Consider the following 23,518-nt stretch of genomic DNA (forward strand, 5'->3'; position numbering starts at 1 on the left):
GTCTTAGCGCCCGGCCGGGGTCGGCCGGCGGATAATCGATGAAAACGCGGTGGCACATGACGATGCCGTTGACGGGGGAGGTAGTGGTGAGTCGTCTGGCCACCTTTGTCATCGGTCTGACGTTTTTGGTGGGTATCGGCATCGCATACCCGGCTCAGGTGCGTACCTACGGCACCCTGACCCTGGATTTCCGGTTGAACCACGTGGCCGTCGTCGGGGACTCCTACACGACCGGCACCGGCGAGGGTGGGCTGGGCCCGAGGTCGTGGCCCTCCCGTGCCTGGGACGCGCTCGCCGTGCGGGGCGAACGAATCTCGGCCGACGTCGCGGCCGAGGGCAGGGCCGGCTACGGCATGCCGGGCGACCATGGCAGCGTGTTCGAGGATCTGACCGCCAGGGCCGTGCAGGGTGACGATGCGCTGGTGGTCTTCTTCGGCTCCCGCAACGACGAGACCATCGATCCGGGTGTGGTCGCCGAAAAGGCCCGCAGCACATTCGATCTGGCGCGCCGCCTGGCACCGTCCGCCCGGTTCCTGGTGATCGGCCCGCCGTGGCCTACCGCCGATGTGCCCCCTCCCATGCTGCAGGTGCGCGACGTGATCGGGGCGGCGGCCGCGGCCGCGGGGGCGACGTGGGTGGACCCGATCGCCGAACGCTGGTTCGTCGGCAGGCCCGACCTGATCGGCGCGGACGGCGTGCACCCCAACGACGCGGGGCATCAATACATGGCGGACAAGATCGCACCGCTCATTCGGACACAGCTGTCGACCTAGGCGTGGCGGCCGGCTTCCTGAGCGAGCTGCACCCGCGACGACACGGCGAGTTTGGCGTAGACGTGCGTCAGATGAGACTGGACGGTGCGCGCGGAGATGAACATCCGCGCGGCAATGTCCTTGTTGGGCAACCCTTCGCTGACGAGCCGCACCACGTCGAGCTCGGTGGGGGTGAGCGACTCCCAACCGCTGGCCGGTCGCCCGCGCGCACCGTGACCCCGCTGTGCGTAGGCGATGGCCTCGTCGGTCGACAGCCCCGCGCCTTCGGCCCATGCGGCTTCGAAAGCCTGCTGCCCCAGGGCTTCTCGTGTTTTCGCCAGCGACGCGTCATAACTAGCTTGAAAGGCCTTGAAGCGGACCTCGCCATGCCGCCGGCGTAAGGCTTCGGCCGCCCCGAACAGCCGCGCAGCGTGCTCGGGATCGGTGGTGAGTGCCGCGAGGCCTTCGAGGGCATCCGGGACGAAAAGGTATCCACCGGTGCGCTCGGCGACCGCGACGGCATCGTGCAGATCGGTTTGGGCTTGTTGCGGCTCGCCCTGGGCGACGGCGACCCGGGCGCGCGAAGTCAGTGCCAGCATCTGTTGACATCCCGGCGCGACCCCGACCGTGTCGTCCGCCCAGCGGCGAGCGGCCACCGGATCGCCACACCCCAGGGTCGCGTCGGCCATTGTCACCACGGACCTGGTGAGCAACTCCTTCAGCGGATAAGTGTGCCGCCACGCCGCCTCGCAGGCCTGCTTGGACGCGGCGGCGTCGCCCGCCGCCAGTGCGGCCCCGGCCAAGGCGGCGTACGCGCTGTCCTCGTGGAATCCGCCCAGCGCGGCCCCGACTTCCAGGGCGGCCTCGGCCGACTCGCGCGCCGCTCCGGCATCACCGGCGAAGGCGAGTGCGGTCGCCCAGGTGATCAGGCCGAACGCCTCCATCGGGCGGTCCCCGGCCGCGCGGGCCTCCTCGACCAGTGACCGGGCCACAGCGCAGGCCTCCGCCAGCTTGCCCTGCTGGGCCAGCGCGCTGCTGAGGAAGGTCCGGCTGTAGCGGGATATGAAGCTGTCGCCAAGCATGTCGGCCAAATCTCGCCCCTCCTCGCCGGCCGCCTGCGCGGCGATGGGGTCGCCGGCGGCTGCGAAGACGAAGCACTGGTAGGCGCGTAGCTGAGAAAGCGCGGCGTGGTCGTCCGATACGCGAGCAAGATCCGCCGCCTCGGCGAAATATGGCTGTGCGCGTCCGGTGTCGTTGAACGCCAGCATGGCGCAGGTCACCAGGCTTCGCACAGTGAGCGCCTCGTCCTCCACTTGGCGGGCGGCGGCCAGGGCTTCTTCCGCACGTTGCAGGCTGAACGGGACGGAGTACCAGACCGCGAGCAGCCCCGCGTCGGCGACCGCCCGCACCCACACCTCGGGCGCGACGTCCGCGTCGCGGTACCGCTCGTCGTTCAAGACAGCGTCGAACCCGGCCACGCCTTCGCGGAACCGCGCACGCGTCACCCACACCCGCTGCAGCGCGGAGACGAGCCGCAATGCCGGCTCGAACTCCCCGGCGTCGCAACTCCAGGCGTGCGCCGCCCGCAGGTTGGCCATCTCGAGTTCGGCCCACGGGATCAGCGGGGTCCCATCGCCGCGCATCCGCGCCTCCAACGCCACCGCGGCGGCGGTGTAGTGATCGCGGTGACGAATGCGCACGGCCTCGGCTTCGCCCGACTCGGCCAGCTTTTCCAGGCCGTACTGGCGGACGGTCTCCAGCAGGCGGTAGCGCATCATGCCGTCGACTTCCTCGGTGACGATCAACGACTTGTCCACGAGCAGTCCGAGCAGGTCGATGAGCTGAAAGTGCTCCGCGTCGGTGTCGGCGCCGACGGCGTGCGCGGCGTCCAGGTCGAACCCGCCCATGAACACCGCCAGGCGGCGAAACAGGATGCGTTCGGGCTCGGTGAGCATGGCGTGGGACCAGTCGATGGACGCCCGCAGGGTCTGCTGGCGGCGGACGGCGGTGCGCGCCCCGCCCGCGAGCAGGCGGAAGTTGTGGTGCAGGCCGTCGACGATCTGGGTCAACGACAGCGTGCGGATCCGCGCGGCCGCCAGCTCGATGGCCAGTGGCATGCCGTCCAGGCGCCGGCAGATCTCGGCGATGGCGGGCGAATTCCGCTCGGTGAGTTGGAAATCCGGCCGCGTGCGGCGGGCACGGTCGACGAACAATTCGAGGGCTTCACCATCCACCGTCAGCGACGGCACGCGCCAGGTCAGTTCCCCGGCCATGCCGATCGGCTCCCGGCTGGTCGCCAGCACGGTGACGCCCGGGCCCGCGTCGAGCAGAGCGAGCACCAGCGCCGCGCTGGCGTCCAGCAGGTGTTCGCAATTGTCGAGCACCAGCAGCATTTTGCGGCCCGCGACGAATTTTGACACCGTCTCCATGGTGGAACGGCCCGGCTGATCGGCAAGACCCAACGTGCGCGCCACGGTGACGGGCACGACGAGGGGATTGGTGACCGGTGCGAGATCGACAAACCAGATCGCGCCGGGGAAATCGTCCACGACGCGCGAGGCGACCTGCACCGCCAGGCGCGTCTTCCCGACACCGCCCGCGCCGGTCAGGGTCACCAGCCTGTTGTCCCGCAAGATCTGGCCGATGTCGCCGATCTGGCTGTCACGCCCCACGAAGCTGGTCAATTGGACCGGAAGGTGAGCATTGGCAACATCATTCGTCGTGCGCAGCGGCGGAAAGTCGTCACGAAGTCCGGGATGGTTGAGTTGCACGACGCGTTCCGGTCGCGGCAAATCCCGCAGTGGGTGCAGGCCCAGCTCCGTCAGCCAGGCGTCGGCCGGTAGCCGGTCGACGACCAACTGTTCCGTCGCGCCGGAAAGGACGGTCTGCCCACCGTGGGCGAGGTCGCGCAGTCTCGCGGTCCGATTGATCGTGGGTCCGGCGTAGTTGCCGGCATCGCGCAACTGCACCTCGCCGGTGTGCAGGCCGACGCGGATGCGGATCGGCGGCGGCACGGCCAATTGGAGTTGGAGCGCACAGGCTACGGCGTCGCTGGCGCGGGCGAAGGCGATCACGAAGCTGTCGCCCTCGCCCTGTTCGACGGGCCGCACCCCGCCGTGGGTGGCGACGAGACCGTTCACGGTTTGGTTCAGCTGCTCGAGCGCCGCCGTCATGGTGTCGGACTGCGTCTCCCACAGCCGCGTGGAGCCCTCCACATCGGCAAGCAGCAACGTCACGGTCCCAGTGGGCAGCTCGCTCACGCTCTGCTCGCTCCAGTCCAGCAGCGGCGCGTCCGCCGACGCGTCGATCTCGATCATGTTAGCCAGCATGCGACCGCGGTGAGCGGCAATACATCAGCGAAAGCGCGCAGACTCGGGCCGCCGCGACGCGCATTTATGACCCAGCGGAAGGGTGGTTCAGTCCTCGGCGTGCCGCTCGTAGTCCCATCGCTCCAGGCGGGCTTGCAAGTTCAGCAAGCCGAGCCCGGCGATCGGAGCGGCGGCTGCAATGCAGACCAGCAGCAGCGGAGTCATCCCCAAAACCTCCCAAAACCCTTCACTGATATGACGTTCGTCGGCCACCAGAGGTTCATCGCCGTTCACCCACCCGCCAGGGCGCGGTCCGCCAGCGCGCCCATCACCGGGGCCAGCAACTGCGCGTACTCGGTCGTGACGTGGTTGTCGTCGCGGAACACCAGCGTGTTGCCGACGATCATCGGGCAGCGGTCGGGGGTGCAGAACAGGTCGGTGAGATCGGCGTACCGGCCGCCGCCGCCCGTGGTTGCGGCCCGCTCGGCGGCGATGCCGTCGTCATTGACCGCGGCGGAGCGCGCCGGCGCGCAGGCGCCTGCGTCGTCGAGGTGTGCGGAAAGGCAGGCGGGCGACGAGGATTGGGGGTCCGGCGCCGGCCCCAGCACCAGCACCGCCGCGCCGGTGCCGCGCAGCTGCGCGACGGCGCGCCCCAGGGTGTCGATCCACGCCGGGTCGTAGGAGGTGAAGCTGAAGTCCGCGCCGTAGCGCCGGCTCATGTCCACGACGACCAGGCGCGGGCGCTCGGCGGCGACGCGGGCCATGATCTGGCTGCGCCACTGCTCGCACTCGGTGTATTCGCGGCCCAGGTAGGGGCTGATGATGTGCAGGTCCTGCATCGGACAGGTCACCTTCGCCAGGGTCTCCAACCGCCAGTGCCGCTGCTCGGCGACCTGCTGGAAGGCCGGGTCCCACATGGCGGCGTGCGAGTCGCCCATCAGGGCAACCGTCGTCGGCGAAGCGAGATCGCCTGTAGCGCAGTCGTTTTGCCCGACTTCGCGCCAGGATCGCACGCACCCGTTGACGAAGACGGCGGCCTTGTCGGCGGACGCCTTGGCCAGCGGGGGATCCAGGTTGGCCGGTACGGCTTTCAGGTTCGCCGATGCGGCGACGGCCGCGCGCGCCTGCGCGAAGGCCTGCCGGACCGCGGCCTCCTGCGCGCTGAGGGTGGCGGCGGCGCCGGGCGGCGCCGCGACGATGTTGGCGCGCGGGGCGGCGGCCCCGTGGCCGGCCGGCACGGGCACCACGTTCAGCAGCAGCATGCAGGCGCAGGCCGCGACCGCGCTCGCGGCGCCGGCGAGGGCCAGGCTGGCCTTCGCCGATCGGCGCAGCGCGGCGGCGAATCGGCCGGGGTTCTCGACCAGGTGCAGGGTGATGATGGCGAGCCCGGCCGAGACGGCCGTCGCGGCCAGCCGGGCCGGCAGGCCGGCGGGCTCACCGAGCAGCGCGGGCATGAGCAGCAGCACCGGCCAGTGCCACAGATACCAGGAGTAGGAGATCCGGCCGATCGCGCGCATCGCCGGACGGCACAGCAGCCGACCGGGCCCCAGGCCGCGGGTGACGCTGCCGCCGCCGATGACCAGCGCGGTGCCCAGCACGGGCATGAGCGCCGCGGTGCCGGGGTAGGGAGTCCGGGCGTCCAGCTGCGTGCAGGTCAGCGCGATCAGCGCCAGGCCGCCCCAGCCGGCGATCGACGCGGTCAGCAGCGACAGCTGGCGCCAGTGCTGGATCGACAGGGCCAGCAGGCCTCCCGCGGCCAGCTCCCAGGCGCGGGTCGGCAGGGAGAAGAACGCCCAGGGCGGCGACGTGCGGGTCCACAGCACGGCCGCCGCCAGCGACGCCGCCCCGACCACTCCCAGGACCACCGCATAGGGTGTGGCGCCCCGCAGCGGCGGGATTCGCCGGGCCAGCCAGGCCGTGCCGATGATCAGCACCGGCCACACCAGATAGAACTGCTCCTCCACGCCGAGTGACCAGTAGTGCTGGAACGGCGATGCCAGCTGCGGGGCCAGGTAATCGGTGCCCTGGGTGGCGAACCGGTAGTTGCCGACATACAGCGCGCTGGCGATGCCGTCGAGGAACACGCTCCGGGCCTGCAGCGGTGGCAGCACGACCGCCGCGCCGATCGCGGTGATGACGCCGACGACGGCGGCGGCCGGCAGCAGGCGACGGGCGCGCGCGGCGTAAAAGCGGCCCAGCGCAACGGTATTGGCGGTAGTCACCTCGCGGACGAGCAGCCCGGTGATGAGGAAGCCGGAGATGACGAAGAACACGTCCACGCCGATGTAACCGCCGGTGACCCAGGGGATGCCCGCGTGATAGAGCACGACCGCGACGACCGCGACGGCACGCAGGCCCTCGATGTCGGGCCGAAATCCGGTCCGCTTCACCCCCCGCTGCTCTGGGCGGGTGGGGAGTTGGCTCGGCCGGACGGTCATCGCTGCCCGCTAGGTCGCCATCCAGGCGAGCTCGCCGGGCAACTGGGCCCGCCAGTAACCGATGTCGTGTCCGCCCATCGAGAAGCCGCCCGCCGGCGGCGTTTTGAGCTGATTGACGAATTGCCGGGTGGCGAAATAGAACCGGTCGAAGGTGCCGCAATCCACGCGCAACGGAATCTGCGACAACGCCGGCACGCCCAGCACGCTGTTCTGCGTCCAGTCGTCGTAGCTGTCGAAGGCCTTGGGCGCGGTTTCGGCGAACGAGTTGTACAACGCCGGGCTGATGGCGCAGATGCCCGCGGTCCGCGCCGGCCCGAGTTTGGCGCCCAGGTGCAGCGCCCCGTATCCGCCCATCGACCAGCCCATGAAGCCCACCCGGGACGTGTCGAAACCCATCGACGAAAGCATCGGCAGCAGCTCGTCGAGCACCATCGCGCCCGAATCGGTGCCGTCGGCTCGTTTGTGCCAGTAGGAATCGCTGCCGCCGTCGACACCGACGACGGCGAACGGCGGCTTGCCCTCCTTGACCAGTTGGGCCAGGCCCTTCTCGACGCCGCAGTCGAGCATCATGTTCGCGTCGCCGTCCTTGCCGTGCAGGGCGATCACGGGGCGCAACATCCCGGTTTGGCCCGGCGGCAACGCGATCACATAATTCGTCTTCACGCCGCCGCGAGCCGCGGAGACGAACGAACCGGTGATCTTGGTCGGCAGGTTGCTGCTCGCCGCCGAGGGCTCGAACGGGGCGGGCGCCTGCGGCAACGTCGCGGCTAGCGGCCTGACCGGATCGAGCAGGGCGCTCAAGGCGAACACGCCAGCGGCTCCCAGGCCGGTGCCGGCTCCCATCCGCAGCACCGCCCGGCGTGTCAGGTCAGGCATGATCGCAATGATGCCGCGCTGACCGGGCATTCCCGCCCGAGCCACGCCGAAATGGAAGCATTGTGTGATCTGGCGTGATCCATTGGTCATGAACCGGTTACCTGCGCTGCACCCGGAATCGGTGCCCAGTGGCGGGCAGGGCGGCATCGTGCCAGGGCCGGCGGCACGGCGGCGACAGGTGTCGCCGCACCGCCAGAGGGCGAGGCTATCCCCTTGTGCTGCAACATGATTCAGCCGACGAGCGCGCGTCGGCGCGGGGATCGCCTCGCCCCACCCACCGCCCGCCGCCATGGCGCCGGAGTCGCCGGGCGGGAATGCAATCTCGACGGTTTCAACCCTCGCGCGCCCGACGGCAGTTCCGCAGGATGGAGCTTTCGTGCTTTGCGTCGTGGATTGAAAGAGGATTGAGGATGACTCTGGCGTTCCATTGGTTTCTGCCGACGTACGGCGATTCCCGGAACCTGGTGGCCGGCGGACATGGCACGCCGATGTCGGGCGACCGGCCCGCCACCCTGAAGTACCTGCACCAGATCTGCTCAGCCGCCGAAGACAACGGCTTCGAGGCGGTGCTCACGCCCACCGGATTGTGGTGTGAGGACGCCTGGTTGACGACGGCGATGCTGGTCGAGGCCACCGAGACGCTGAGGTTCCTGGTCGCCTTCCGGCCCGGGCTGCTCAGTCCCACCCTGGCCGCCCAGATGGCCGGGACCTTCCAGCGCCACTCGAGCGGGCGGCTGCTGCTCAACGTCGTCACGGGCGGCGAACCGCACGAGCAACGGGCCTACGGCGATTTCCTGGACAAGGAGGCGCGGTACGCGCGCACCGCCGAGTTCCTGCACGTGGTGCGCCAACTGTGGACGTCACCGGAGCCGGTCACCTTCGCGGGCGAGCACATTCGGATCGAGGGCGCGCAGCTGAACAACCCGCCCGATCCCGTGCCTGCGGTGTTCTTCGGCGGATCGTCGGCGTCGGCCGGCCCGGTCGCGGCCCAGCACTCCGACGTCTACCTCACCTGGGGGGAGCCCGTCGGCGCGGTTGCGCAGAAGCTCGACTGGATCCGCGGGCTGGCCGTGGACGCCGGCCGAATCCTGCAGTACGGCCTGCGGATTCATGTGATCAGTCGCGACACGTCCGAGCAGGCGTGGGCCGAGGCCGACCGGTTGCTGGCCGCCGTCGACCCGGCCGACGTGGAGCGGGTGCAAGCCGGCCTGGCCCGTAGTGAATCCGAGGGCCAGCGCCGCATGCTGGACCTGCACGGCGGCAACAGCGGCCGGTTGCTGGTCGGACCCAACCTGTGGGCCGGCGTGGGCCTGGTCCGCGGGGGAGCGGGCACCGCCCTGGTCGGGTCGCACGCAGAAGTCGCCGAACGATTGGCCGAATACGCCAAGCTCGGCATCACCCACTTCATCCTGTCGGGATATCCGCACCTGGAAGAGGCCTACTGGTTCGGCGAGGGTGTGCTGCCGTTGCTCGAGCGAAAGGGCTTGTGGCGCCATCCCAGCCGGCCCAACCGCCAGTCACATCCGGCATCCGCGACGCCGTTCGCGGTCGCCTCGGCCCACTGAGGCCATGGCCGCCACCTTGCCGGCGCGGCTGGTGTTCAACCAGGTCTCCTTTCCGAGCGAGAGCTCCCTGGTCGGACCGCCGTCATCAGCGTGCTCGCGACGGCGCTGATCCGCGAGCAAGACCTACATCTTTGAGCCGACTTCGCACTATTGTCGTTCCCGTCGGGGAGCCGCGAGGAAGCGAGTAGGCAATGAGTGACGCGAACGTCGCCGGTTTCGAACCGCTGTACGACGAGGCGGCGCATCCCGACGGGCGGATCCCCTGGGACATCGGCGGCCCGCAGCCGGCGGTGCAGCAGTTGGTGGCGTACGGGGGCATCAGCGGCGAGGTCCTCGATCCGGGTACGGGCCCCGGTTATCACGCCATTCATTTTGCGGCGCATGGGTATTCGGCCACCGGGATCGATGACTCGCCCTCGGCCATCGAGCGCGCCAAGCGCAACGCCGAGCGGGCCGGGGTCCAGGTCGACTTCCAGGTGGCCGATGCCACCAAGCTGGAAGGGTTCGAGGGCCGGTTCGACACGGTGGTGGATAGCGCCTTCTATCACGTCTTCCTCAACGACGGGGTCATCCAGACGAGGTACGCGCAGGCGCTGCACCGCGCCACCAAGCCGGGGGCGCGCCTGTACATGTTCGAGTTCAGCCCCCACAACGTCAACGGCCTGCAGTGGACCGCCATACCCGCCGACAACTTCGAGCGGGTGTTCGGTGCCAACGGATGGCGCATCGACTACCTCGGCGGCACGACCTACCAGGCCCGCTTCCTCAAGGAGACGTTCGACGCCATGAAGACGTTCGCGTCCGAGCAGCAGGGCGAGATTCTGCAGCGGATGCGGCCGCTGGTGCACCGGTTGGGCGTCATCGACCCCCTGCTGGAAGACCACCGGGTGCACCTCCCGGTGTGGTCCGTGGTGGCCACCCGCCTGGACTGAGTGCCGGCGGCAAGGTCGGCATGGCCAGCACTCCGCAACTGCGCCAAGGGCTGTCGCAGCGCCAACTCAGCATGATCGCGCTGGGCGGCGTCATCGGCGCCGGCTTGTTCGTCGGCTCCGGCGTGGTGATCAAAGACACCGGCCCGGCGGCGTTCCTGACGTACGCGCTGTGCGGGCTGCTGATCGTCCTCGTGATGCGCATGCTGGGCGAAATGGCGGCCGCGGACCCGTCGACCGGATCGTTCGCCGATTACGCGGCCAAGGCCCTGGGCGGTTGGGCGGGGTTTTCGGTCGCCTGGCTGTACTGGTACTTCTGGGTGATCGTGGTCGGCTTCGAGGCGGTCGCGGGCGGGAAAGTCCTCAACTACTGGTTCCACGCGCCGCTGTGGCTGCTGTCGCTGTGCCTGATGGTCTTGATGACGCTGACCAACCTGTTCTCGGTCTCGTCGTTCGGCGAATTCGAATTCTGGTTCGCCGGAATCAAAGTCGCGACCATTGTGATCTTCCTCGTCGTGGGTACGGCGTTCGTCCTGGGTCTGGTGCCGGGCCATGCCGGGGGCCTGGCGAACCTCACTGCGCACGGCGGGTTCTTTCCCAAGGGCGTCGGGGCCGTCTTCGCCGCCATCGTGGTGGTGATCTTCTCGATGGTCGGCGCCGAGATCGTCACCGTGGCCGCCGCCGAAAGCCGGGACCCGCAACTCGCGGTCCAGAAGGCGACGAGGTCCGTGGTCGCGCGGATCGGTGTCTTCTTTGTCGGCTCGGTCTTTCTGCTGGTAGTCGTGTTGCCCTGGGACTCAGTGGAACTCGGCGCCTCGCCGTACGTGGCCGCGCTCAGTCACCTCGGGCTGCGCGGTGCCGATCAGGTGATGAACGCCGTGGTGCTCACCGCGGTGCTGTCCTGCCTGAACTCCGGGCTCTACACCGCATCGCGCATGCTGTTCGTGCTCGCCGACCGGGGCCAGGCACCGATACGGTTGATCAGGTTGAGCGGACGCGGCGTTCCGCACATCGCCATCCTGTGCTCATCGGCGGTGGGTTTCGGCTGCGTCGTCATGGCGCGCGTCGCGCCCAACACCGTGTTCCTCTTCCTGCTCAACTCGTCGGGCGCCATCATCTTGTTCGTCTACTGGCTGATCGCGGCGTCACAGATCGTCCTGCGCCGCCGCACCCCCGCTGAAAAGCTGCGGGTGAAAATGTGGTTCTTTCCGGTGTTGTCGATCCTCACCCTCGCCGCAATCACCGCCGTGCTGGTGCAGATGGCGTTCGACCGCTCGGCGCGCAGCCAGCTGTGGCTCAGCCTGCTGTCCTGGGCGGTGGTGATCGGGCTGTACTTCGCCGCCCGGGCCCGCGGCCGAATACCGTTGGAGCGTATCGCTTTTCGCGGATGCCGTGGCGTCGACTCTTGACCCTGGTGGAGACGACGAGCCTGCCGAGGCTGAGCAGGGCAGCGCCCGTTCCGCCGAAGAAGGCCTCGGCCATGTCGAGGGCGGACACCTCGGTGGCCGCGGGTAGCAGAGTCAGCCAGGCGACGGCGTCGTCGCGTTCTGCGTTGGCGTACAACCGCACCGGCACCGGCATCCACTTGCCGATTGCGCGGCTGGGTGCCCGAACCCAGCCGATGTCAGTCACCACGGCGCAGCCGTCGAGCAGTCGCACGTAGTCCCACCCGAGTCGCGTGTCCGCCCACAACGCTCCCGGTGTGATGCGCTGGAATCCCGGGCCGAACACGTAGAGCAGCCGCAGCCGAGTTCCGGTTCGACGCGCCCGACCGACCAGCGGCGCGAGACCCGCTCGTAATCTGCTGCCGTGACCGTGCCGTCGGCCTCCAGCGCCTGAATGCCGGCTGGCATGCCGGAAAGTTCCTTCAGCACGACGAACCCCTCCGGGATCAATCATTGTCTATAGCAACTATTGCAGAGTAATGTTATTGCCGCAACGCCGTCGGCTGGAAGGTGCGCATGAAAATTGGCATCGTCGGTGCCGGCATCGCCGGGCCCACGCTTGCGTACTGGTTATGGCGGTACGGCCACGAGCCGACACTGATCGAGAAGGCGCCACGGCTCCGCACGGGCGGCTACGTCGTCGACTTCTGGGGTGGCGGCTATGCCGTCGCCGAACGCATGGGCCTTGCCGACGAATTACAGGCCGCGGGATATGCCGTGCAGGAAGTGCGACTCGTGAACGAGAATTCGCGGCGGTTGGGCGGATTTTCGACCGAGTCGTTTCGGCGCAACCTCGATGGCCGGTTCGTTACCGTGCCTCGGGGCGACCTGGCGGCGACGATCTACGGCTTGATCGACCACCAAGTCGAAACCCTTTTCGGAGAGAGTGTCTCGGCCATCACCCAGCATGACTCCGGCGTGCGGGTCACGCTCGAGAGCGGCCGATCACGACAATTCGACCTGCTCGTCGGTGCCGGGGGTATCCATTCACCGGTGCGGAATCTGGTCTTCGGCCCGGAGTCTCGATGTGAGACCGACCTCGGCTACCGCGTCGCCGCGCTGGAAGCCGACGGCTACCAGCCGCGTGATGAACTCGTCTACCTCGCTTACACGATGCCCGGGCGCATGATCGCGCGATTCGCGATGCGCGGCGAAAAGACCCTGCTCTTCTTCATTTTCACCGCTGACCGGATGAGCGGTCCGGATCCACAGGACCTGTCGCAGGCCAAGACCGCCTTGCGGCAGGTATTCGGCGACGCCGGCTGGGAATGCCGGGAGATCCTTCGCCATGTCGACGCGGCCGCCGATGTGTACTTCGACCGCGCGAGCCAAATCATCCTCGACCGCTGGTCGAATGGCCGGGTCGTGCTGATCGGCGATGCCGCCGCGGCGGTGTCGCTGCTGGCGGGCGAGGGAGCGGGTCTGGCGATGGTGCAGGCCTACATCCTGGCGGGTGAGATCAGTGCCGCGGGAGCGGATCATCAGGATGCGTTCCGTCGCTATGAGCGCCGGTTGCGTCCGATCGTCGAGGCCAGGCAGCGGTCGGCGCGCGGATTCGGCGCCATGTTCGCGCCGAGGACGGCGCTCGGCCTGTGGACCCGCAATCAGGCGTCCAGACTGCTCAACATTCCGCAGCTGGCCGACTGGGTCGTCCGGCGGGAATTCCGCGACGACATCGCGTTGCCCGAGTACGTCGGGTGACCTAGCCGTCGCGCCTACCGTCCGGTTCAGTCGGTCCTGGTGAGCAGCACCGCGTCCTCGAACGGCAGCCTGGCGAAAACCGCTTGGCCCCGTACCACGTGCCGCGCCGCCTCCTCCTTGCTGACCACCGTCGGGTCGGCGATGCCGAAGCTCTTGCCGTTGCGGCGCATCCGGCCGCCGCCCGCGGCGGTCAGGTTCTTCAGCCAGTCGCGGTCCGGGCCGTAGGTCAGCAGGATCGCGACCCCGGGCTTGCCGTCGACGTCGGTGCTGAAGACATTCACCGGCGTGCGGTACGGCTTGCCCGAGCGGCGGCCGACGTGCTCGACGATCGCGAACGGCGGCAGCCACCCGGCCCACAGCCGCTGAATCGGATTGGTGACGTGGCGGTTGAACCGGGCCAGCCCCTGCGGCATCTGCATACCGTTATCCAACTCGTCCGCCCCGCCCGGCATCAACCCAACTTTTCGCGACAAACGGGTCCAGTGTCTGAACGGGGGCGACTCCCCGGGTAACGATGCGGCCCAGCGCGCCGCGCGGGAGCCGACCCGGTAAACCCGTCCTGCTACACCCTGTAGTTGAACCGGGCGCGGAGGCTGGGACACTGGTTGTCATGGGTAGCAGTGACCGGGCGACCGCGCACGCCGCGACGACGGCGGCGTCGGCCCGGCTGTTCGAGGACGCGTGCGCCGTCATCCCCGGCGGCGTCAACTCGCCGGTGCGGGCGTTCACCGCGGTGGGCGGTACCCCGCGCTTCATCACCGAGGCGCACGGGTGCTGGCTCACCGACGCCGACGGCAATCGCTACGCCGACCTGGTCTGCTCCTGGGGCCCGATGATCCTGGGACACGCGCACCCCGCCGTCGTCGAAGCCGTCGCCACCGCCGCCGCGTCCGGCCTGTCGTTCGGGGCGCCCACCCCGGCGGAGAGCCAGCTGGCCGCCGAGATCATCGGGCGGGTGGCACCCGTCGAACGGGTCCGGCTGGTCAACTCCGGCACCGAGGCCACGATGAGCGCGATCCGGCTGGCCCGCGGCTTCACCGGCAGGCCCAAGATCGTCAAGTTCTCCGGCTGCTACCACGGCCACGTCGACGCGCTGCTGGCCGATGCGGGGTCCGGGGTGGCGACGCTCGGCCTGCCGTCCTCGCCCGGGGTGACCGGCGCGGCGGCGGCCGACACCATCGTCTTGCCGTACAACGACATCGACGCCGTGCGGCAGACCTTCGCCGAGCTCGGCGACCAGATCGCCGCGGTGATCACCGAAGCCAGCCCGGGCAACATGGGCGTCGTCCCACCCGCGGCCGGCTACAACGCGGCGCTGCGCGCGATCACCGCCGAGCACGGTGCCCTGTTGATCGTCGACGAGGTGATGACCGGGTTCCGGGTGAGCCGAAGCGGTTGGTATGGAATCGATCCCGTCGCGGCCGACCTGTTCACCTTCGGCAAGGTGATGAGCGGCGGGCTGCCCGCCGCCGCGTTCGGCGGGCGCGCCGAGGTGATGGAGCGGCTGGCGCCGCTGGGGCCGGTGTATCAGGCCGGCACGTTGTCGGGCAATCCGGTGGCCGTGGCCGCCGGCCTGGCGACGCTGCGCGCCGCCGACGCCGCCGTCTATGCCGCCCTGGACGCCAACGCCGACCGGCTGGCCGGTCTGCTGACCGGGGCGTTGACCAGTGCCGGTGTGCCGCATCAGCTTTCGCGGGCGGGCAACATGCTCAGTGTGTTCTTCTCGGACACGCCGGTGACCGACTTCGCGTCCGCGCGGGCCAGCCAGACCTGGCGCTACCCGCCGTTCTTCCACGCCCTGCTCGACGCGGGCGTCTACCCACCGTGCAGCGCCTTCGAGGCCTGGTTCGTCTCGGCGGCGCTGGACGACGCGGCGTTCGACCGGATCGCCGACGCCCTGCCCGACGCGGCCCGCGCGGCCGCCGGAGAGGACAAGCCCTGATGGCCGAGCAAACCCGCGTCCACGTCGTGCGCCACGGCGAGGTGTACAACCCCAGCGGCGTCCTCTACGGCCGGCTGCCCGGATTCCACCTGTCCGACCGGGGCCGTGAGCAGGCGGCCGCGGTCGCCGATGCGCTGGCCGGCCGGGACATCGTCGCGGTGGTCGCCTCCCCGCTGCAGCGGGCCCAGGAAACCGCCGCACCCATCGCCGCCGAGCACGACGTGGCCGTGGACACCGACCACGACCTGATCGAGTCGGCGAACTTCTTCGAGGGCCGCCGCGTCGGCCCGGGCGACGGCGCCTGGCGCGACCCGCGGTTCTGGTGGCAGCTGCGCAACCCGTTCACCCCGTCGTGGGGCGAGCCGTACGCCGAGATCGCGGCGCGGATGACCACCGCGGTGGACAAGGCCCGCGCCCGCGCGGCCGGCGGCGAGGTGGTGTGCGTCAGCCATCAGCTGCCGGTGTGGACGCTGCGGCTGCACCTGACCGGCAGGCGGCTGTGGCACGACCCGCGCCGACGGGAGTGCGGGCTGTGCTCGATCACCACCCTGGTGTACGAGGGCGACCGGCTGGTCAACGTCGAGTACGCCGAACCGGCGGCGCCTTGATCCCCCCGCGACTGGTGGTGGCCGGGGTCGTGCTGACGACCCTGCTTGCCGGCTGTTCCTCCGGCCGCGACGCGGTGGCTCAGGGCGGCACCTTCGAATTCGTCTCGCCCGGCGGGAAGACCGACATCCACTACGACCCGCCCTCGAGCCGCGGCCACCCCGGCGCGCTCTCCGGGCCGGACCTGGCGGACCCGGCCCACTCGCTGTCGCTGGACGACCCGATCTTCACCGGCCGCGTCGTGGTCATCAACATCTGGGGGCAGTGGTGCGGCCCGTGCCGGGCCGAGGTCAGCCAACTGCAACAGGTGTACGACGCCACCCGCGACGCCGGGGTCTCTTTTCTCGGCATCGACGTGCGCGACGCCAACCGGCAGGCCGCGTTGGACTTCGTCAACGACCGCCACGTCACGTTCCCCTCCATCTACGACCCGGCGATGCGCACCCTGATCGCGTTCGGGGGCAAGTACCCCACCACCGTGATCCCGTCCACGCTCGTCCTGGACCGCCAACACCGGGTGGCGGCGGTGTTCCTGCGCGAACTGCTGGCCGCCGACCTGCAGCCCGTGGTGCAGAAGGTGGCCCGGGAGTGACCGGATTCACCCAGATCGCCGCCGCCGGACCGCTCCTGGTGGCCCTCGCCGTCTGCCTGCTGGCGGGGCTGGTGTCGTTCGCCTCGCCGTGCGTGGTGCCGCTGGTCCCCGGCTACCTGTCGTACCTGGCGGCCGTCGTCGGCGTGGACGAGCAGCCGCCACCGGGCGCGATCAAGGCCCCACCCTCGGCCCGCTGGCGGGTGGCGGGCTCGGCGGCGCTGTTCGTCGCCGGGTTCACCACGGTGTTCGTGCTGGGCACCGTCGCGGTCCTCGGCATGACGATCACGCTGATCACCAACCAGCTGCTGCTGCAGCGGGCCGGTGGCGTGCTGACGATCGTCATGGGGCTGGTCTTCGTCGGCCTCATCCCCGCCCTGCAGCGGCAGGCCCGGTTCAGCCCGCGGCAGCTGACGACGGTCGCCGGGGCGCCGCTGCTGGGCGCGGTGTTCGCCCTGGGCTGGACCCCGTGCCTTGGGCCGACGCTGGCCGGCGTGATCACCGTGGCCTCGGCCACCGACGGCGCGAGCGTGGCCCGGGGCATCGCGCTGGTGATCGCGTACTGCCTGGGGCTGGGCATCCCGTTCGTGCTGCTGGCCTTCGGCTCGGCGGGCGCCGTGGGCGCTCTCGGCTGGCTGCGCCGCCACACGCGGGCCATCCAGGTCTTCGGCGGCGTGCTGCTCATCGCGGTCGGTGCCCTGCTGGTGACCGGGGTGTGGAACGACTTCGTCTCCTGGCTGCGCGACGCCTTCGTGTCCGACGTGAGGCTGCCGATTTGAGGCAAGTCCTGGCCTGGGGCCGCAACACCTGGCGCGCGTTGACCTCGATGGGCACCGCGCTGGTGCTGCTGTTCCTGCTCGCGCTGGGCGCCATCCCCGGTGCCTTGCTGCCGCAGCGCAGCCTCAACGCCGGCAAGGTCGACGACTACCTGAAGGCCCACCCGGTCATCGGCCCGTGGCTGGATCGGCTGCAGGCGTTCAACGTGTTCTCCAGCTTCTGGTTCACCGCCATCTACGTGCTGTTGTTCGTCTCGCTGGTCGGCTGCCTGACCCCGCGGATGATCGAGCACGCGCGCAGCCTGCGCGCCACCCCGGTGGCCGCGCCGCGCAACCTGGCCCGGCTGCCCAAGCACGCCCGCGCGCAGGTCCAAGCCGGCGCCGACGAGCTGAACGCCCTGGCCAACACGATCACCGGCAGGCTTCGGGGCTGGCGGACGGCCATCCGGCACGAGGGCGAGGTCGTCGAGGTGTCCGCCGAGAAGGGTTACCTGCGCGAATTCGGCAACATCGTCTTCCACTTCTCGCTGCTTGGCCTGCTGGTCGCGGTGGCCGTCGGCAAGCTGTTCGGCTACGAGGGCAACGTCATCGTCATCGCCGACTCCGGCCCGGGCTTCTGCTCGGCCTCGCCGGCCGCTTTCGACTCGTTCCGCGCCGGCAACACCGTCGACGGCACGTCGCTGAATCCCATCTGCATCCGCGTCAACGACTTCCAGGCGCACTACCTGCCGTCGGGGCAGGCCACCTCGTTCGCCGCCGACATCGACTACCAGGCCGGGCATGACCTGGCGGCCAACAGCTGGCGGCATTACCTGCTGGAGGTCAACCATCCGCTGCGCGTCGGCGGTGACCGGGTGTACCTGCAGGGCCACGGCTACGCGCCCACCTTCACCGTGACCTTCCCCGACGGGCAGGCGCGCACGTCGACCGTGCAATGGCGACCCGACAACCCGCAGACCCTGCTCTCGTCCGGGGTGGTGCGCATCGACCCGCCCGCCGGTAGCTACGCGGGCGCCGCCGAGCGCCGCCAGCACGAGATCGCGATCCAGGGCCTGCTGGCGCCGACCGAGCAGCTCGACGGGACGCTGTTGTCGTCGCGCTTCCCGGCCCTGAACGCCCCCGCGGTGGCCGTCGACATCTACCGCGGCGACACCGGGCTGGACACCGGGCGGCCCCAATCGCTGTTCACGCTGGATCCCCGGCTGATCCAGCAGGGCCGGCTGAAAAGGGAGAAGCGCGTCAACCTGCGCGCGGGTCAGGAGGTCCGCATCGATCAGGGCCCGGCGGCCGGCACCGTCGTCCGCTTCGACGGCGCCGTGCCGTTCGTCAACCTGCAGGTCTCCCACGACCCCGGGCAGAGCTGGGTGCTGGTCTTCGCCATCACGATGATGGCCGGGCTGCTGGTGTCGCTGCTGGTGCGCCGCCGCCGGGTGTGGGTCAGGCTCACCGAGATGAGTGGCGAGGCGGCCGGTACCGTGAATGTTGAACTGGGCGGCCTCGCGCGCACCGACAACTCGGGGTGGGGCGATGAGTTCGAGCGGCTGACCGAGCGGGTGCTGACCGGTCTGGGCCGGCCCGGTGTGGCGGAGCCCCCCGCCTCCAGAAGGAGTTCTCAGGTGGACGTCAAATGAACACGGTGCACGTCAACATCGGCTTGGCGCGGTACTCCGACTGGGCGTTCACGTCGGCCGTCGTGGCGCTCGTCATCGCGTTGCTGCTGCTGGCATTCGAGCTGGCCTACGCCGGCGGCCGCCGCGTCGACCAGCGCGAGCGGGTCTTGGCCGGCGCGGTCTCCTCCGACAGCTTCACCCCCGGCATCGTGGACGACGCCCCCCGCCGGCCGCTGGACGAACGCGTCGGGCGGGCCGGGCTGGCCGTGGTCTACCTCGGCATCGGCCTGCTGCTCGCCTGCATCGTGCTGCGCGGCCTGGCCACCCTACGGGCGCCGTGGGGCAACATGTACGAGTTCATCAACCTGACCTGCATGTGCGGGCTGCTCGCCGGCGCCTTCGTGCTGCGCCGCCCGCAATACCGCCCGCTGTGGGTTTTCCTGCTGGTGCCGGTGCTGATCCTGCTCACCGTCTCCGGGCGCTGGCTCTACACCAACGCCGCCCCGGTGATGCCCGCGCTGCAGTCCTATTGGCTGCCCATCCACGTGTCGGTGGTCAGCCTGGGTTCCGGGGTGTTCATGGTCGCCGGCATCGCCAGCATCCTCTTCCTGCTGCGCACCTCCCGACTGGGTGACGAGGACGCCGGCGGCGCGTGGGCCCGCATCGTGCGGCGGTTCCCCGACGCGCAGACGCTGGACCGCGTCGCCTACCGGACCACGATCTTCGCCTTCCCGGTGTTCGGCTTCGGGGTGATCTTCGGCGCGATCTGGGCCGAGGAGGCCTGGGGCCGGTATTGGGGCTGGGACCCCAAGGAGACCGTGTCGTTCGTCGCATGGGTGATCTACGCCGCCTACCTGCACGCCAGGTCGACGGCGGGGTGGCGGGACAGGAAGGCGGCCTGGATCAACGTCGCGGGGTTCGTCGCCATGGTCTTCAACCTGTTCTTCGTTAACCTGGTCACCGTGGGCCTGCATTCGTATGCGGGCGTGGGGTGACCGCCAGCGACCGACCCAGGTAAGAAGACAAGGGGGAGTGCACGTGTCCGACCATCCACAGACGGGCGTGGAGGCGCCCGATCAACCGACCACGCAGTTGCCTCCGCAGGCGCCGCCCGACTCGCCATCGCCCGCACACGACGCTGACGAATCGCCGGCCGAAGACAGCGAAGCGCCCACCCGTGTCTTCGCCGGATTCCGCACCCACGGGCGGGTCCCCGGTCCCGAGCGGCGCGAGGCCGCCCCACCCACCCTGGCCAGGCCCGCGGGGATGCCGCCGTGGGACTCCACCCCGGTGACCGGTATCCCGCGGGTAGACCCGACCGCCTACGGCGCCTACTACACCGGCCCGACCGAGGCGCCGCCCCCGCAGGTCCCGCCGCGGCCCGAGCCCCTGCCGCACACGCCGTACCCGGAGCTGTCCACCGGCATGCTGCTGCGGCCGGTCAAGCCGCCGCCCTCCGAGGGCTGGCGCCGGCTGCTCTACGAACTGTCCGGCCACCTGATCAACCTCGGGGAGAGCCCGCGGGCCGCCCGCTACAACAACCTGGTCGCGCAGGTGAACCGGCCGTTGCGGGGCTGCTACCGGATCGCGCTCATCTCACTCAAGGGTGGCGTCGGCAAGACGACCATCGCCGCGACCATGGGCGCCACGTTCGCCTCCATTCGCGGAGACCGGGTGGTCGCGGTCGACGCCAACCCCGACCGCGGCACACTGAGCCAGAAGATCCCGCTGGAGACGGCAGCGACGGTGCGTCAGCTGCTGCACGACGCGGGGACCATCGAGCGCTACAGCGACGTCCGCCGCTACACCTCGAAGGGACCCAGCGGGCTGGAAGTGCTGGCCTCAGAGTCCGATCCGGCCATCTCGGAGGCGTTCAGCGCCGACGACTACACCCGGGTCTTGGACATCCTGGAGCGGTTCTACGGCCTGGTGCTCACCGACTGCGGGCCGGGACTGCTGCATTCGGTGATGTCCTCGGTGCTGGAGAAGGCCGACGTGCTCGTCGTGGTCAGCTCCGGATCCATCGACGGGGCGCGCAGCGCGTCGGCGACGCTGGACTGGTTGGACGCGCACGGCCACGAGGAAATGGTCCGCAACTCGGTCGCGGTCATCAACGGGGTGCGGCCGCGGACGGGCAAGGTCGACATGAACAAGGTGGTCGACCACTTCTCCCGGCGCTGTCGCGCGGTCCAGGTGGTGCCGTTCGACCCGCACCTCGAGGAGGGCGCGGAAATCGACTTGGATCGGCTCAAGCGGTCGACCCGCGAGGCGCTCACCGAGCTGGCGGCCATCGTCGCCGGTGGATTCCCGGGCGATCAGCGCAACCCTGGAGTCGCGTAGCGCGAGCCTTAACGGGGGTTGTTGTCCCCGTGACCTAACCGCCGCAAGAACTCTGGATCGTCGTCGGGCCCGATAACGCGCGTCTTCGGCCTGTTGATTTGTGACCGCGCCGTCCGCCAGCCAACGTAGATCAGTGTCCCCAACATCAGGACCAGCAGCAGGTAGAGCACTCAACACCTCCTTTGACGAATATACCTGCGTCGTAGGCTCTCCCTGTGTCAGAAGGAGCCGGCGACGACAGCACTGGGGACAACGTGGACGAGGGCCCGGCCCGGGCCCGCCATCGGGCGGTCGTCGACGTTTCGCTCTACGCGGCCGCGCGGTTGCTGCTCGCGGTGGCGCTGGCGGCCGCGATCTACGGGGTGGCGCGCCTGCTCGGGGTCAGCGAGTTCCCGATCGCGGTCGCCGCGTTGTTCGCCCTGATCATCGCGATGCCCCTGGGCATCTGGCTGTTCGGCCCGCTGCGCCGGCGCGCCACCGCGTCGCTGGCGGTCGCCGGGGAACGCCGGCGCCGCGACCGCGATCAGCTGCGCGCGCGGTTGCACGGCGAACCGCCGCCCGACGAGCCGGGCGACGGTGCGTGATCAGAAGTTGGGCATCCGCACGACCTGCGCGGCGTAACTGAGGCCCGCGCCGTACCCGATCAGCAGGGCCAGGTCGCCCGGCTTGGACGCGCCGGTGGCCAGCAGTTCGGCCATCGCCAATGGAATGGAGGCGGCCGAGGTGTTCCCGGTGTGCTCGATGTCGTTGGCGACGACGGCGTCCGGGCGCAACTCCAGGCCCTTGGCCAGGACCTCGTTGATGCGGCTGTTGGCCTGGTGCGGCACGAACACGTCGATCTCGTCGGGCCTGACGCCCGCCGCGTCCATCGCCTGCCGGCCGACCTTGCCCATCTCGAACGCCGCCCACCGGAACACCGCGCTGCCCTCCAGCCGCAGGAACGGGCGCGGGCCGGTGGGGGCGTCCATGTAGTCGATCCAGTCGATGTCCTGGCGTATCGCCAAAGCCTGTTCGCCGTCACTGCCCCAGACGGTCGGGCCGATGCCCTGATCGGGTGTCTCGCCCACCACCACCCCCGCCGCGCCGTCGGCGAAGATGAAGCAGTTGGTGCGGTCCTGCATGTCCACCGTGGGGGACAGCTTCTCCGACCCGAGCACCAGCACCTTGGCGGCGGTCCCGCCGCGGATCATGTCGGCCGCGACACCGAGCGCGTAGCCGAAGCCCGCGCAGCCCGCCGAGACGTCGAACGCGGGCACGCCGGTGGCGCCCAGCGCCGCGGCGACCGCCGGGGCGCAGGCCGGGGTCTGCAGGAAATGCGTGCTGGTCGCGACGATCACGCAGTCGATGTCCGACGGCGTCAGCCCGGCCTTGGCGATCGCCTCTCGCCCCGCCTCGGTGGCCATCGACGCCGCGGACTCGTCGCGGGCGGCGAATCGGCGGGTCTTGATCCCGGTCCGCGAGAAGATCCACTCGTCGGAGGACTCGATGTTCTCGCATATCTCGTCGTTGGTGACCACGCGTTCGGGGCGGTACGCCCCGACGCTGAGCAATCCGATGTTCGTCGGCCCACTGGTCGCGGCGATCTGTTTCATTGCTTGTCCCCGATCGGTGCTCGTGAAACGGTCATCGTCCCGACGCCGGTCTCTCATTGTTATCGGATCCGGCCCCGCTATTGCACTCGAGTGTGCATCTACGGCGGCGACACGCCGACAAACCCCGCCGTAGGCGCACAGTCAACGCCGCCGATGCACCCTCGATCAGCCGGCCAGCGCCAGGGCGGCGGCCACCGCGATCGCCCAGGCGACCATCGCCAGGCCGGTATCGCGCAGCACGGGGATCAGCTCCGGGCCGCCGCGCCCCGACCGCACCGGGCCCGCTGCGCGCAGCGCCAGCGGCGTCGCCACCAGTCCCGCCGCGCACCACGGTGTGGCCGCCATCAGCACCAGCGTCAACACGCCGGCGGTCGCCAGCAGCGCCTGATACAGGACGCGGGTGCGCGCGTCGCCCAGCCGCACCGCCAGGGTGATCTTCCCGGACCGCTCGTCGGTGGGAATGTCGCGCAGGTTGTTGGCCACCAGCACCGACGACGACAGCGCGCCGATCGACACCGCCAGCGCCAGCCCGACCCAGTCCACCCGCAGCGCCTGGGTGTACTCCGTGCCCAGCACGGCCACCAGGCCGAAGAACACGAACACCGCGACCTCGCCGAGACCGGCATAGCCGTAGGGTTTTGCGCCGCCCGTGTACAGCCACGCGCCGGCGATACACACCGCGCCCACCGCGATCAGCCACGGCGCGCTGACCAGCGCGAGCGCCACGCCGGCGGCCGCTCCGGCCGCCAGGCTCGCCACGGCGGCCACCAGCACCGCCCGCGGGCTGGCCAGCCGCGAACCGACCAGGCGCACCGGGCCCGCCCGGTCGTCGTCGGTGCCGCGGATGCCGTCGGAGTAGTCGTTGGCGTAGTTGACCCCGATGGTCAGCGCGAGCGCCACGGCGAGCGCCAGCAGCGCCTTCCACCACACCGCGGATCCCAGCCACGCGGCCGCGCCGGTGCCCGCGACCACCGGCGCCACCGCGTTGGGCAACGTCCGTGGCCGCGCACCCGAGATCCACTGCCCGAAACTGGCCACCCCCGCATCCT

General features: G+C 70.0%; 22 protein-coding genes. 13 read left to right on the plus strand and 9 right to left on the minus strand.

Annotation, left to right across the window (positions count from 1 at the left end; genetic code table 11):
* The first annotated feature begins 86 nt into the window (after positions 1–86).
* Complete coding sequence (locus G6N37_RS23190; protein WP_163685418.1) at positions 87–773, plus strand: Rv0518 family GDSL lipase; 687 nt, start codon at positions 87–89, stop codon at positions 771–773.
* Here the strand turns inward: G6N37_RS23190 and G6N37_RS23195 are convergent.
* The 4 genes from G6N37_RS23195 to G6N37_RS23210 form a co-directional block, all read right to left on the minus strand.
* The gene (locus G6N37_RS23195; protein WP_163683725.1) at positions 770–4,081 is read right to left on the minus strand and encodes a helix-turn-helix transcriptional regulator; all 3,312 of its coding nucleotides are present in this window, start codon (positions 4,079–4,081) and stop codon (positions 770–772) included. The two genes, G6N37_RS23190 and G6N37_RS23195, sit on opposite strands and share 4 nt — an antisense overlap.
* An 87-nt stretch (positions 4,082–4,168) precedes the next feature.
* Positions 4,169–4,354 carry a hypothetical protein gene (locus G6N37_RS23200; protein WP_232075630.1) on the minus strand — a complete coding sequence of 62 codons (186 nt, stop codon included), beginning with the start codon at positions 4,352–4,354 and terminating at the stop codon, positions 4,169–4,171.
* Positions 4,351–6,498 (minus strand): acyltransferase family protein, encoded by a 2,148-nt coding sequence (locus G6N37_RS23205; protein ID WP_163683726.1) that lies wholly within the window; start codon positions 6,496–6,498, stop codon positions 4,351–4,353. Before G6N37_RS23205 ends, G6N37_RS23200 begins: the two co-directional genes overlap by 4 nt.
* Before the next feature lie 9 nt (positions 6,499–6,507).
* The gene (locus G6N37_RS23210; protein ID WP_276066475.1) at positions 6,508–7,374 is read right to left on the minus strand and encodes an alpha/beta hydrolase; all 867 of its coding nucleotides are present in this window, start codon (positions 7,372–7,374) and stop codon (positions 6,508–6,510) included.
* A gap of 410 nt (positions 7,375–7,784) precedes the next feature.
* Here G6N37_RS23210 and G6N37_RS23215 point away from each other — a divergent pair, with 410 nt between their 5' ends.
* The 3 genes from G6N37_RS23215 (at position 7,785) to G6N37_RS23225 (ending at position 11,277) form a co-directional block, all read left to right on the plus strand.
* Positions 7,785–8,939, plus strand: a complete 1,155-nt coding sequence (locus tag G6N37_RS23215; protein WP_163683727.1) for an LLM class flavin-dependent oxidoreductase — start codon at positions 7,785–7,787, stop codon at positions 8,937–8,939.
* Between the two features lie 191 nt (positions 8,940–9,130).
* Positions 9,131–9,871, plus strand: coding sequence for a class I SAM-dependent methyltransferase (locus G6N37_RS23220; RefSeq protein WP_163683728.1), 741 nt, complete (start codon positions 9,131–9,133; stop codon positions 9,869–9,871).
* A 20-nt stretch (positions 9,872–9,891) separates the two neighbouring features.
* The gene (locus G6N37_RS23225) at positions 9,892–11,277 is read left to right on the plus strand and encodes an amino acid permease (protein ID WP_163683729.1); all 1,386 of its coding nucleotides are present in this window, start codon (positions 9,892–9,894) and stop codon (positions 11,275–11,277) included.
* On the opposite strand, the gene G6N37_RS23230 is transcribed toward G6N37_RS23225, so the two are convergent.
* Positions 11,165–11,767, minus strand: coding sequence for a SpoIIAA family protein (locus G6N37_RS23230; protein ID WP_232075162.1), 603 nt, complete (start codon positions 11,765–11,767; stop codon positions 11,165–11,167). The genes G6N37_RS23225 and G6N37_RS23230 overlap by 113 nt on opposite strands.
* Before the next feature lie 62 nt (positions 11,768–11,829).
* On the opposite strand from G6N37_RS23230, the gene G6N37_RS23235 reads away from it, so the two are divergent.
* Complete coding sequence (locus G6N37_RS23235; RefSeq protein WP_163683730.1) at positions 11,830–13,014, plus strand: FAD-binding domain; 1,185 nt, start codon at positions 11,830–11,832, stop codon at positions 13,012–13,014.
* Positions 13,015–13,040: 26 nt separating this feature from the next.
* Here the strand turns inward: G6N37_RS23235 and G6N37_RS23240 are convergent, their stop codons facing one another.
* Positions 13,041–13,433, minus strand: coding sequence for a nitroreductase family deazaflavin-dependent oxidoreductase (locus G6N37_RS23240; RefSeq protein ID WP_163685421.1), 393 nt, complete (start codon positions 13,431–13,433; stop codon positions 13,041–13,043).
* A 191-nt stretch (positions 13,434–13,624) separates the two neighbouring features.
* Between G6N37_RS23240 and hemL the strand changes: the two genes are divergently transcribed.
* Genes hemL through G6N37_RS23275 form a run of 7 tightly spaced genes read left to right on the plus strand, consistent with a single transcriptional unit; the run spans position 13,625 to position 20,877 of the window.
* Positions 13,625–14,956, plus strand: coding sequence for a glutamate-1-semialdehyde 2,1-aminomutase (gene hemL, locus G6N37_RS23245; protein WP_163683731.1), 1,332 nt, complete (start codon positions 13,625–13,627; stop codon positions 14,954–14,956).
* A complete protein-coding gene (locus tag G6N37_RS23250; RefSeq protein WP_163683732.1) occupies positions 14,956–15,564 on the plus strand; it encodes a histidine phosphatase family protein in 609 nt (202 codons plus the stop codon). Before hemL ends, G6N37_RS23250 begins: the two co-directional genes overlap by 1 nt.
* Positions 15,561–16,154 (plus strand): TlpA disulfide reductase family protein, encoded by a 594-nt coding sequence (locus G6N37_RS23255; protein WP_163683733.1) that lies wholly within the window; start codon positions 15,561–15,563, stop codon positions 16,152–16,154. Before G6N37_RS23250 ends, G6N37_RS23255 begins: the two co-directional genes overlap by 4 nt.
* Complete coding sequence (locus tag G6N37_RS23260; RefSeq protein ID WP_163683734.1) at positions 16,151–16,930, plus strand: cytochrome c biogenesis CcdA family protein; 780 nt, start codon at positions 16,151–16,153, stop codon at positions 16,928–16,930. The genes G6N37_RS23255 and G6N37_RS23260 overlap by 4 nt, the downstream gene beginning before the upstream one ends.
* A gap of 47 nt (positions 16,931–16,977) precedes the next feature.
* Positions 16,978–18,558 (plus strand): cytochrome c biogenesis protein ResB, encoded by a 1,581-nt coding sequence (locus G6N37_RS23265; protein ID WP_163685423.1) that lies wholly within the window; start codon positions 16,978–16,980, stop codon positions 18,556–18,558.
* Positions 18,555–19,532 (plus strand): c-type cytochrome biogenesis protein CcsB, encoded by a 978-nt coding sequence (gene ccsB / locus G6N37_RS23270; RefSeq protein WP_163683735.1) that lies wholly within the window; start codon positions 18,555–18,557, stop codon positions 19,530–19,532. Before G6N37_RS23265 ends, ccsB begins: the two co-directional genes overlap by 4 nt.
* Positions 19,533–19,575: 43 nt before the next feature.
* Positions 19,576–20,877: a MinD/ParA family ATP-binding protein gene (locus tag G6N37_RS23275; protein WP_372514710.1), complete on the plus strand. Its 1,302-nt coding sequence runs from the start codon at positions 19,576–19,578 to the stop codon at positions 20,875–20,877.
* Positions 20,878–20,885: 8 nt separating this feature from the next.
* Here G6N37_RS23275 and G6N37_RS23280 read toward each other — a convergent pair whose 3' ends face one another.
* A complete protein-coding gene (locus tag G6N37_RS23280) occupies positions 20,886–21,047 on the minus strand; it encodes a hypothetical protein (RefSeq protein WP_163683736.1) in 162 nt (53 codons plus the stop codon).
* Positions 21,048–21,131: 84 nt separating this feature from the next.
* Here G6N37_RS23280 and G6N37_RS23285 point away from each other — a divergent pair, with 84 nt between their 5' ends.
* On the plus strand, positions 21,132–21,461 hold the full coding sequence (locus G6N37_RS23285; RefSeq protein ID WP_163685425.1) for a DUF4229 domain-containing protein: 330 nt from the start codon (positions 21,132–21,134) through the stop codon (positions 21,459–21,461).
* On the opposite strand, the gene G6N37_RS23290 is transcribed toward G6N37_RS23285, so the two are convergent.
* On the minus strand, positions 21,462–22,469 hold the full coding sequence (locus G6N37_RS23290) for a beta-ketoacyl-ACP synthase III (RefSeq protein ID WP_163683737.1): 1,008 nt from the start codon (positions 22,467–22,469) through the stop codon (positions 21,462–21,464). It abuts the gene before it with no gap.
* A gap of 165 nt (positions 22,470–22,634) precedes the next feature.
* Positions 22,635–23,507, minus strand: a complete 873-nt coding sequence (locus G6N37_RS23295) for a 1,4-dihydroxy-2-naphthoate polyprenyltransferase (protein WP_163683738.1) — start codon at positions 23,505–23,507, stop codon at positions 22,635–22,637.
* Positions 23,508–23,518 lie beyond the last annotated feature (11 nt).

The organism is Mycobacterium seoulense, from assembly GCF_010731595.1.
Lineage (GTDB): Bacteria > Actinomycetota > Actinomycetes > Mycobacteriales > Mycobacteriaceae > Mycobacterium > Mycobacterium seoulense.